The organism is Bermanella marisrubri (assembly GCF_012295615.1).
GTDB lineage: Bacteria > Pseudomonadota > Gammaproteobacteria > Pseudomonadales > Oceanobacteraceae > Bermanella > Bermanella marisrubri.
In genome coordinates, this window is sequence record NZ_CP051183.1 from 2,919,770 (window position 1) to 2,932,123 (window position 12,354).

The window sequence follows — 12,354 nt, forward strand, 5'->3', positions numbered from 1 at the left end:
GGCATTTGAAATAGAACATTAGAAGTACCCCGTAATAGAAGAATACCAGCCTTTTTGATTGGCGATACCAGCAATAGAGCCCAAGTCCAAGTAAGCGGCTGTAATACTCAAATGCTTGTTGGGAAACCAAGCGATAAATACATCGGACCAATCATTTTCACCTAGGCCTAAGTTGTCGGGCTTTTGTCGGTACTCCACACCTATCGCGAGAGATTTATGAAATAGAACCGCCGCGGAAGCCTCCAGTTGTAGACTTGCGCCTTTGCCTCTTGCACCAAACCCAAGCAAACCCATTTGATTAGCTTCTGTATGGCGCGCTGATACATTCCAAAGTAAGTTATATCCAACCACAACACCTAAGTGCAGTTTGCTAGCGGTAAAATAAACATCGGTTCCATTATCGCTTTCTGCGCCAAGGGAAAAAGGAACACTCGGGGTATCGAGTTTTTTATACTGCACTCCAGCGGATATTTGAGGAAAATGGCTATACACCAAATCGCCATATAAACGAAACTTGGCCCCGGTAATAGATTGCTCTAACTGCAAAGAAAGCGGGTTAACATCAAACGTCTGCTCAGCATAAGAGAGTTCAATGCGATCCTTAATATTAACCTGAACTCCACATACGTTAAGATCAAAATCATCAACTGAGGCGCGTGAACAAAATCCCGAAGCGAGTACTTCATCCTCTGTAGCATAGCCCGCCAACTGTGACCAGGGTACCAGTCCACCTCCAGCAGAACCTTCAACCATGGATACACCAGGTGTCGCTAGAATTTTACCGCCTGCAGCAGATGCGGAACTAATAACGAGCAATAGTAAACTAAGAATGAGCTTCATAATTTGATAACCAATTAATAAACGCATCTGCCTTAAGAGGCTTACTTAAATAAAACCCCTGAGCATGATCGCAGCCGAAACTTCGTAGAATATCTAAGCTCATTTGGTTTTCGACACCTTCTGCCACTACTCGCATCCCTAATTTATGGCCAAGCTCGATAGTCGACTTAACAATAACTTGGTCAGCATCTGACTGTTCCAGCGTCATAATAAAGCCCTTATCAATTTTTAATTCGTTCGCCGGAAGGTCTTTAAGTTTTGATAGTGAAGACTGGCCAATCCCATAGTCATCAATCGATACTTCAAAACCTACCATTTTAAGATTAGCTAATCGATTGATAGCTTGTGATTCGTTCTCCATAAGATCACGCTCTGTCAGTTCTAAGGTAATCTGGCTCGCGGACACACTATAGCTAGCAATCGTATCTAGTATAAATTCAATAAAACCATCATGTTGAATATCTTGCGCGGAAAGATTAATAGCCACTTTCATTAAATAACCAGCTTCATTCCAATCAGCAATTTGTCTTACAACATTGCGCACCACCCATTGAGTCAAGTCAACAATTAAACCAGACTTCTCAGCTAGATCTATAAATAACTCTGGATTAACAAAGTCACCGTCCTCATTCACCCAGCGAATGAGTGCCTCAACCTTATCAATTTTTTCTGTTTTTAAATTCAACTTCGGCTGAAACGTCATAAACATACTGCCATTATCAGATGCCAAGGTGTCTTTTAGATTCTCTATAATAGAGATACGCTCCAAGTAAGCTTCATCCTCACCCGTTTCATAGTATCTAATTGCCGTATACTCATCTTTTGCAGCATTAACTGCGATCTCAACGCGACGCAGTAGAGTCTCCCCCTGATCGGCATTATCCGTATCAATTACAACACCACAATAAAGATCGAAATTTATTATCATGGAATCGATTTCATAGGATTTTATAAGTTTTTGACGCACTGTTTGGCAATACACATCCACTTCATCAATCTGGGAAAGCGTGACAACTAAAAGAAAAAAATCATTGCTTATTCGTGCTGCATTCGCATAACTCTTATGATAAGAAACATGAGACTCTACAAGTTCATTAAGGCGACTTGCCAATGAAATAAGAATTTCGTCACCAACCCTCGGGCCCATGGTATCGTTAAGTTGTTTAAAAGACTTTATATCAATGCCTATCAATACTAGATGCTCGCTTTCATGGACTGACGAGTCTAATTCTTTCTGTAGTGTGTGTCGGTTTAAGAGCCCTGTTAAAAGGTCATGCTTTGCTTGATAGATGATTTCTGACTCTCGCTCAGAAATCTCTTGACCCATATTAAAAAACGCTTGTTCAAGCTCCCTAAATTCTTGGGCTTTTGGCGCATTGCCTTCGATATGACTAAATTCACCTTTTGCAACCTGTTTTGTGAGCATAACCAAGTTACTTAGCGGTATCGTGATACCTTTGGCTAAAAGTCGAATTGAGATCAATGCTATCAACAAGGTAATAACGGCGATAAATACAACGGAATACAGCAACCGATAGTAGTCTTCGTTCTCCTGCTGTAATGAAGCGGTAAGCAAGGCAGACAGACCTGTCTTCTCACCAAAATCAATCACTCGATGTCGATACAAAGGATGTTCGATTTCCCGTTCAATTTTACTTTTTTCTGCCTTACGACTATTCCAAAAAATCGAGGCTTTCTGAGGGCTGTCAAGGCTCGTTATTAATACGTCATCTTGCTCTATTAAGCTGATATCAAGTCCCGTTAATTCTTGAAGATCACTCAAGGCATGCATATCTAACTTAAAACCAATAACAGAATAGGCAATTAAACGCGGCGCTTTTATAGGCAACACAAGGACCTGATAGACATTTTTGTTTACAACTAAAAATTGCGAGTTATCAAGACGCAAGGGTAAACCATCTAGCGCCTCCTGAAATACGTCTTTTTTGGTATTATCACGGACAGAAAGATGATTAAGAACACCTTCTGTATCAAGTAGCATCATTACATCTGCCTTGATACGCCGACCATGATTATTCAAAGCACTCACAATCGTATTAGCATCACTGGTAGCGACTGCCTGTTTAAAACCAAAATCTGCAGTAAGCACTCGAGCTGCCGTGATTAACAGCTGTTCCCTTGCGGTTAGATATTGATTGAGTACACGTTGCGCACTCTCTACACGTCGTTCAATTATGTTATGGCTATATTCGGCCGTGCGCAGCCAAATACTCGCCATAATTGCTAAGGTTGTTAGAAAGATTAAAGCGATAAACAACCATGTAATCTGGGAGCGTAAGCGAAGTGATTTAAAGGGAGCCAAAAACATCTTCAAACGTATTTCTTGGTTCTGGAGATTGAATGTCCAACGAAACAGTTATTTGACTAGTATTGCTCGATGGAACCTGAATTACTTTTCGATAATCGACACCTTGCTTTGTATCTGGATGCCAGACCGCTATCGAATTAACTTCCTCGGGCAGTGATTGGATGTACACCATACCGTTAACATCAGTCAGATAAGCTTGGGCATCCGTCACATAAATATAACCAACCATTGAATCATGAATGTTACACCCTAAAACCACAATCCCTTCTTGATCAAATTTAATAGGGTCTTTAGGTTGGCCAGCGTACAGCTTTAGTTCGAAAGTTTTGGCTTTCGAAAAAGAATAAACATGATGGCGTATATTGTCTGAGTTGGGGAAATTTATTTCGCTATGTATGGGAGCCAATAACACCTTTGGAACAAAAGATTTATCCATTTGATCCATAACCAAGGGTTGCTTTGAGACATTAACTGCCTCACTAGAACCAACTAACTGGACTACCGCATTGGCTAAAGGCTCACCAGCATTATCAGTAACGAAAACCTCTATAGCTCCTGCATTAACTGATCTGGCGCAAAGACAGATAACAATGATAGCCGTGCAAATCCACGACGATGTAAACGGGTTCATAGGTGCCTTACTATCCTTGGGTGTTAATTTGAGTATGGCAACTAGAAGTGATTTTGCAATGAGTAGTCTTTAGGAAAAGAAAACAGAGGATCAAATAATTAGGCCCACACTCATGGACCTTCATTCTTGCAAATATAATAATCAATTGACTCTGGCTTACCAAAGAATAACCCCTGGGCATTTACGGCCCCCAAGTCAATACATAGCTGACGCTGTATTTCAGTCTCTACGCCCTCAACAACCAAATCCAAGTCCAAAGCTTGAATCATTTGCACTAAACCTCGCAGGAGAAGCTCAAGCCTATGGTTATTTGCGCTGGGTAACATAGATTTATCAATTTTGACTGTAGTTATCGGCAGGTTACGTAAATGAGATAGCGATGAAAATCCAGTGCCGAAATCATCTAGCGCTACTTTAAAACCGTCCTTTCTTAATTGCGCAACTGCGTCATATACGTCTGTTCTTTGATCTGTAAAAGCAGTTTCTGTTAGCTCTAAAACTAAACGATGCCGGCTTACACCATACGCTTGGCATTCACTAACCAAAAAATCTATCAGACTAGGGTCTCGTAACTGTAAAGGCGATAGATTAATGGCAATGTACAATGCAGGCGATAATTGAGATAGCTGATGGATTACTTCACTAATAACCCAGCGACCTATTTCCATAATAAGATTTGATTCTTGAGCAACAGGAATGAAAATATCTGGCGGTACTAATGTGCCATCTTGATTCCAGCGGATAAGCGCTTCAAATCCTACTAGAGAATTATTTTCGACTAGCATAATTGGCTGATAATGCAGGCAGAATTCACCATTAATGAGGGCATTTCGCAAACCATTTTCAATTCTCAATCTATTGGTAAATGCTTTTTGCATGTCTTTCTCAAAAAAGCAAACTTGGCTTTTACCATCTTGCTTAGCTTTGTGCATTGCGATGTCGGCCTGAGATGTTAGCACTTCAGGACTTATGTTGTGATTTGGGTTAAAACTTACGCCAATACTTGCCGATGTATAGAAAGTGAACCCATCAAATTCAAAAGGTGGTGCTAAAACTTGTAGTATGCGTTGCGTGATGCGCGTGATGTCATTTATTGTATGGGGTTCATGCAATAAAATAACAAACTCATCTCCGCCAAAACGCGCAAATACCTCGTCGCCACGTAAGCAACTGGTTGTGCGAACGGCTACCCTTCGCAATAACTCGTCACCATGCTTATGACTCCAAGTATCATTAATCATTTTAAAGTTATCGAGATCTAAAAAGATAACCGTGATGGGTGATTCCTTGTTACGAGAAGATAGAGCATGCTTCAAAGACTGTTCAAAAAAGTATCGGTTAGATAACCCAGTAAGTGGATCCTGTTGAGCTAACTGTTGGGTTCGCTCGTGACTCAAGCGCAGGTCTTCTTCGAGTTGCTGTCGTGTTTTTGCGTTAGCAATAATCGTCTTCAGCATAATTGGATTTACGGAAGACTTAAGAACAAAGTCTTGAGCACCGGATTTTAAGCATCGCATGGCAAGGTTTTCGTCAGTATCATTGCTCACCATGACGACAGTAGTATTTCTCGTGGTTTTGTTTGCTTTTATTTCAATTAAAAACGAAATACCATCCGCATCAGGCAAACGCTGATCCAATAATATGACATCGAACTCTTGAATTAAAATATGGTTTCTAGCTGATGCCACATCCGATGCAAATTTGATCTTGATAGAATTTAAACTCTTGGTGAGTGATCTATACAGTAATTTTTGATCAATCTCATCATCATCTACGACTAATATATCCACTAGCTATTCCCTGGCTTTGGCATTTTTACGATTTTCCAGTAACCATCCAGCATAGATACAACATCTAAAAATTGGTTTCCGCATTCACTTTTAAAAAAATACCCTGCAGCATGTAAATTGTATGCTCGAACTTGATCTTCCTCAGCCTTAGACGTAGTGAGAACAAATACTACAATATCATTAAATTGATCACTTTCTCTAAGCCATTCCAAAAAGTCCAAGCCATCCATACGCGGTAAATTTAAATCCAACAAAATAATAAAGGGTTTTTTTACCGTCCCGCTTTTAATAACCTCTAATGCTTCTAATCCGTCAACCACTCGATGAATCGGATTGGCTATACGGTGCTTCTTAAAACTCCGCTGAATAGACATAGCATCAATATCATCATCTTCGACTAACAGAAGAGTTATTGATTCATCACTCATAGCTGACCTCTCTGTTTGGGTATCGAAATCGTCATATTAAGGCCGCCTAACTCTGACTTTGATACGTCGATTTTACCACGTAAGCGGCGCACTGCTTTTGCCGTAATAGCCAGCCCCATCCCGCTACCTTCCATTTGATCTCTCGGCTTTAGCGTTTTAAAGGGTAAAAATATGGTATCGAAATATTGCTCGTTCACTCCCTCACCATTATCTTCGACACTAATGTAAGCCTGATCGGCTTTTTCTTCAATGGTAACTCTAATCTTTTTCTTTTCATTAGTATTATGCTTTAAAGCGTTTGATATAACATTACGAATCGCAATCTCCAAAGCCCTTTTATCAACCGATATATGTAACTCTTCTCCCTGAATATCAGTAATATTGAGACAATCATGAAGTTGACATACATCTTTTACTAATGCTTTTACATTAATATCGGAATACACTAGCTCGTGAGTACCGGTTCGAGAATAAATCAATAGATCATCCAACAAGGCTGCCATTCGATTGCAGCGCCCCTTGATCATTCTTAAATGATCTTGTCCTTCTTCATCTAGTGCATCTGAATAGTCTTCAATCAACCATTCACTTACGTTTTTAATACCGACAAGAGGCGATTTCAAATCATGGGATGCTATATAAGCAAACTGCTCGACGTCAGAATTAGCTTGCTTGAGCTTTTCAACCGACTGCTCCAGCTGCCTGATTAATTTTCGTTTGTCTTCAATTGATTGAAAGTTTACGGTAATTAACTCTTGGTTAGAGTCGAGATCTGCCTGCGCGGTGATTCGGCAAGTACACCATTCCCAAGTTCCACTTTTAGATAGTCGACACTCTAGAGCCTTAGGGCCGTTCTTTTCTTGGATTGCTTGCTTAAACTTATCTTGAAATTCTGGAAGATCATTGCTGTGTATGTATTGTGAGATTACTCGTCCTGCTGCTGCGACATTGGAGTCTTGCCAATCATCAAAATCGCTATTACTAATAAATATTTCTCCTTTTTCATCACATAAGCAAAGACAACAACCGGAGGCATTGAGCGTAATATCGAGTAAATTGCTAGAATCCGTTTGATGACCTTTATCGGGTGAAGATGATAATTCTTTGCAAACCAGAAGCCTCTCTCCAACACCACCAAACTGACTCAAGCTAACTTCTACACTCTTTCCTTTTATTCTTGTTGCTACAGTAATTTTCTGTTTTTTATCTATATCTAATAAGCTCTCATAGTCCTTTCTATTATCAACAACCTCTTTCAAAGAATTAATATCAGCATGATCAATAACCTTAAGAAAAGACTCATTTTTTTGCTCGATATTAAGGTGGCTATCTAATATGGCCAGACCAAATTGGCTAGACTCAAACAGTATCTGCATCCTAATATTACTGGTGGCCAACATGGCGAGCGTCTGCTGTCTCTTGTAGTTTGTAAGCAACAGCCAAACCGCTAGAGCAGCGAATAAGATTGCAATAAATATGCTGAAATAGAAGTATCGAATAAAGCTTTGACTCTTCTTATCACTTGGATAAAGCTGTACCTGTATAACGCTATCTTCATAGTTTAAATCATATACCGCGATTGGTTCCCAATAATCCTCATGATCTGCATCCAATACTTTTCCATTGATTAGTAATCGATAGTGATAGTTTTTAACCGACGAAAAGTACTTCATTGTTTCGATAAGAACTTTTTCATGATCTGGCGTAAATACTATCTCCGCACCCTCTCGCGCTAGCCTGAGCTCCATCCTGTTCCCGATTAGCTCAGAGTCGGCTTCAGCCGTCTCTAACAAAAATATTTCTTGTGTCCGTATATGCGGTATTTTTATTCCCACAACAATAAAAATAACAAGCGGTATTAAAGTCGCCGTTTGCCATCGGATGAACTCAAATGGTTTATCTTTCCAAAAGATATATTGGCGTCGAAGCAATGCCGAAGACATGATAAAAAATAGAAATGCGGTATGTACTGCCATAGAAGTAAGCTCTTGCCAGCCATACGCAAAACTCATCCCTGTGGCATAGCCAATCAAGGCCATTAGGCTCAAGCCAAAAGCAAAGCCGCTAGCTGGCCCAATTATTAGTGAGCTTAATCGATGCTTTATAGGCACCGCGAAGTAAATGCTTAATAAAACAAAACATAAGGCTGTATTGGGTGCCATTCTTCCGGGATGAGATGTTCGAGTGAATAACCAGTGTTCCATGAACAATTGATCTAATCCCGTATTTATTTTAAATATATATTGAAACAGCGTGATTAAACCTATGCTCATCAATACAAAGGAAATGAGACGAGCAAGAAAGTGGTGATTATTCAATAATGAGGCTAGCGCCAGAAGAAGAAAACACAGCGCCGTGTTGAACTGCATTGGAGCCCAATCGGGGCCCAGTTGTAATACACTGGGCCAGTGAAAATACCAACCCAGCATGACGGCAATAGAAATGGATAGCGTTATGAACGATGTAACACTTTGGGGAGAAACTGCAAGCGATAGTCTTTGCATAAATATTGACAATCCATGTTGAGAATATTGCTGTTACGATTACATTATTACCCTTGCAATAATAGGCAATAAACGACAAATAACACATTTTCACACTCATATTCATTACGATATGTTATTACAACTTTAGTCGCTATGCTCGCTTACTACGTCTAATATCTGCTTAGTATTAACTTCCGTTGGGTAATAAGATTTTGTCCATCCAAGTCGTACAATAACCATATTCTCCGAAGGAATCACCATAACGTGCTGCTTGCGATTACCCAGCATTGCATAGGTATCCTTGGGTAAACTGGGCCATCGCAACTCGTCATCGCCATGATTTAACCAGAATTGATAGCCATAAGCCTTTTCATTTTGGCTGTTATTAGGCGAAGCCGCACGGATAACCCAATCTTCAGCTAATAAACGTTGACCTTGATATATACCACCGTTAGCCATGAGCAACCCAAGGCGAGCCCAATTTCGTGCGCTAGCATATATGTAAGAACTTCCGACAAATACACCTGATGCATCGGGCTCAAAAATAGTATGTTCCATGCCTAACGGCTGAAAAAGTTGAGTATATGCAAAATCAACTAAGCTTTGTGCTGAATTGCCGGTACGACCATATAGCCAACGGGCGAGAATATTAGTGGTACCCGATGAATAAGAAAAGTGTGTTGATGGCTCATGAATTAATTGACTGTTTAAGGCCACGTTAGACGCACTGCCCGCCGTAAACAACATGTGTGTAGCATCGCTACCTGGCGCATAAGTTTCATCAAAATCTAGGCCTGATGTCATTTGCAACAAATGTTCGAGCTCTATTTTTTCTCGCCCATCATTTTGCCAAGCCTTGAAACTTACACTTTTCGGCTCACTAGGATTTAAATAAGCATATCGACCGATCAGCATTGCAGTAAGGCTTTTTCCCATTGACCACCCCATTAATGGCGTTCTTGCATCAATACCTTCTGCATAAGTTTCTGCCACTACGCGCTGATCTTTTACGACCAGTAGCGCACGCGTCTGATATCCGTTGCGATTATCCTGTTTTAAAATTGAACTGACTTTTTCCTGCAATTGCTCATCAATGTCGACCCATGTTTCTTCTTGAGGGTTTATCTTGTCGGACGCAATAGGTAATGCAACTTGATCTAAGGCGTGTGTGTCACCTATCTCCAATGTACACCCTAGCCCCTTTCTATATTTGGCTATCGTTTTAGCCATGCCAAATAATTCGGCCTGTACCGTATTATTTTCATAGTCGAAGGTTAAATCCAATAGTGCGGCGGCTGGGCTATAAGACACCACATCCTGAAGTGACTGTTGCTCATCAAAACCACTGATAAACCGAGCTGAGCAGGCAAGCTTTGCTCCAAGCCCTGTTGCAACATTCACAGCGCTGCCTAGGTGCCATATGGAGAAGCCTAAGAAATATTGGGGCACTGAGACCAATACAACAGCAATCAAGGCGAAAGTAATAGCGAACTTTTTCATGGCATTTCTTTTGTCATTATTTTAGTGAGCAAAAGCTACTGAATATTAGACAAATGCACAATGTTGATAACGGATAATCATATTAAGTGGCTGGGCTGAATTCTGTGCATATAGGCGACTGCAGCAGAACGACTATCCAGTGACAGCTTGCGATAGATATTCTTCAAATGCCACTTTATGGTGGTCGCTGCTACCGCCATATCGTCAGCTATTTCTTGATTGCTCAGCCCTTGGGCAAGTAGCATTAAAACCTCTTTTTCCTTATTCGTTAATTCGTTATATCGCGCAGTTATATCGTCGGCATCCGTGGCATACCGTGGAAATAGGATATTACGATAAGTGGACAAGTATTGTTTGGACGGTTGTAGTTCGCCCATGGATATCAAATTCGAAAGAATAGGAATAATCAAAGGCGCTTCGTCAAAAAGAGTACGGTTGAAAAGTAGCCAACCATAAAACTGTACCGCCTGCTTCAAAAGTATCTTACTTCTCGCTCTTTTACCTAAATACCAGTGAGCGACGATAATCTGTGCCTCTGCTACCAAAGCTCGCACATGGTAATCGTGCTTCAAGAGCTCATCCCTTAATGGTTGCAATAGATCAATAACGTCTTGATAGCAGGATTCATACAGCAACTGCATTGCCCAAGTCTGGGATAGGTAATCTCTAACATCAAGAATCAGGCTATTCTGGTCAATCTCAAGTGAGTCAATATTAAATTTTTCATTCAAGTATTGAATGGACTTAAGATCATTTTTCGCTACAGCCTGTCTCATTCTTTCAGCTACGAGCTTTCCCTGATAACGGGGGTAATTTCCCATGGACAAAAATCGCTGTAAACGCACCAAGTATTCGAAACTTTTTTCTACATTCCCAGTTAAATCAAGAATACGTGCATAATATAAGTAAACGTGAATGATAACTTCTGTTGAGCACGCATTGTTAATATGCGGCATTAGCTTTTCACAAATAGATTCTGCGCCTTTGAGATCATTTTTTTCATAATACATAATGATCATACCCGTCGCATAATTCTGCCATGACGGATCTTTAGTATTTTCTTCCTTGCTATTAAAAGCCATCAACAACTGTTGCACAGCTTGAGCAGTATATCCCCGATATTTGTCACAGGCGATCAATAGCATTTCCGTTAAACTTGCTAAATAAGTCTGTTGACGCTGATTCATGTAGAGTAAAGCATCTCGAGCTTTTCGAGCAGTCTCATCCAGTTTACCTTGATAGAAAGATTGATAAGCAGAAACAACTAATGCAACGCAGTGAATAACGCTATTTTTCAATTTCATATTTTCAAGGGAAGCCAATGGTTCGACTCTCTCCTCATCATCAACAGTAAAAAGCGCCAATGTATTACTTAATATATTGATCACTTCCTTATGGTCGTTTTCGGTAGAAACATCTTGCATTTGTTCGATAATATATCGAGCTTGATGAAAACGTCGCGTAAAAATCAACGCTACGACTAGAGGAATAATAATAGAGTGATAAGTGAGTAATTCTTCGTGATTGTCATAAAGAGTATCAATTAACATTTGAAAACTCCCATGACGCAACCAAAAATCGGCTGCCCTTTCCAGTATCGTTCTTCTCTCATCTATTGTTAGTGGAAAACGCTTATGCAAATACTGCCTCGCTTCAGGAACCCAGCGATAGTGACCTTGTTGAGCGATATTTGGCAACAGGTAGCGATACTCTTGCCAGACGTAGGATAGCGATAAACCATTTGGTGCTAGATTCCGCCAAAGCGATTCAGATATTTCTGAAAAGCTTGCCAGCACACTCAGAGAGCTTAAATCTTTTTCCTGAAGCGTATCCCCCCACTGAGATTCTAAATACTGATCTAATTGGTTTTCTATATTTGCTTGATGCCAGTTCTTTTGCTGCATATAAAACATCAAAGGCCATATGCCTTCGGTTTTTTCAAGTAACTCTGGTTCCTGCAATAATCGTATTTCAACGGTATCAGGTTGAATCAAGGAGATATTGGGCATGCGTCGGCAGGCTATGTAGATATGGTCATCACAACTCAACTTATCTACCAATGTAGAAAACAAAAATGTGAACTCTTTTTCACTTAAGTGATGAACATCATCTAGCAATACCGAAATAGATTGGCCAGTAGAAACTTGGCTTAATTCTCCTAATACTTTTTTCGTAAATTCATGGGGTTTTTTCTCTGTAATATCAACGGAAAGATGAACAGAAAACTCATTTCTCTGCTGAATTAGGTGGGCATGCTCATGTAAATAAGTGGTTTTACCAAAACCTGGACCAGCAACTAAAAGCGTTGTTTTTATGGGCTTTTTTTCGCATTTTAGCATCTCATTATCTA

General features: G+C 40.2%; 8 protein-coding genes. All 8 read right to left on the bottom strand.

Annotation, left to right across the window (positions count from 1 at the left end; genetic code table 11):
- Positions 1–18 precede the first annotated feature (18 nt).
- A complete protein-coding gene (locus HF888_RS13600; protein WP_040298048.1) occupies positions 19–840 on the bottom strand; it encodes a DUF3034 family protein in 822 nt (273 codons plus the stop codon).
- Complete coding sequence (locus tag HF888_RS13605) at positions 824–3,169, bottom strand: bifunctional diguanylate cyclase/phosphodiesterase (RefSeq protein WP_007018473.1); 2,346 nt, start codon at positions 3,167–3,169, stop codon at positions 824–826. The genes HF888_RS13600 and HF888_RS13605 overlap by 17 nt, the downstream gene beginning before the upstream one ends.
- Entirely contained in the window at positions 3,150–3,800 is a 651-nt protein-coding gene (locus HF888_RS13610; protein ID WP_007018472.1) for a methylamine utilization protein, read from the bottom strand. The genes HF888_RS13605 and HF888_RS13610 overlap by 20 nt, the downstream gene beginning before the upstream one ends.
- 110 nt (positions 3,801–3,910) lie before the next feature.
- The gene (locus HF888_RS13615; protein WP_007018471.1) at positions 3,911–5,590 is read right to left on the bottom strand and encodes a two-component system response regulator; all 1,680 of its coding nucleotides are present in this window, start codon (positions 5,588–5,590) and stop codon (positions 3,911–3,913) included.
- Complete coding sequence (locus HF888_RS13620; RefSeq protein WP_007018470.1) at positions 5,590–6,018, bottom strand: response regulator; 429 nt, start codon at positions 6,016–6,018, stop codon at positions 5,590–5,592. Before HF888_RS13620 ends, HF888_RS13615 begins: the two co-directional genes overlap by 1 nt.
- Entirely contained in the window at positions 6,015–8,522 is a 2,508-nt protein-coding gene (locus HF888_RS13625; protein WP_050758031.1) for a sensor histidine kinase, read from the bottom strand. The genes HF888_RS13620 and HF888_RS13625 overlap by 4 nt, the downstream gene beginning before the upstream one ends.
- A 126-nt stretch (positions 8,523–8,648) precedes the next feature.
- Complete coding sequence (locus HF888_RS13630; protein ID WP_007018468.1) at positions 8,649–10,004, bottom strand: serine hydrolase domain-containing protein; 1,356 nt, start codon at positions 10,002–10,004, stop codon at positions 8,649–8,651.
- 77 nt (positions 10,005–10,081) lie between these two features.
- Positions 10,082–12,343: a LuxR family transcriptional regulator gene (locus tag HF888_RS16680; protein ID WP_007018467.1), complete on the bottom strand. Its 2,262-nt coding sequence runs from the start codon at positions 12,341–12,343 to the stop codon at positions 10,082–10,084.
- Between the last annotated feature and the right edge of the window lie 11 nt (positions 12,344–12,354).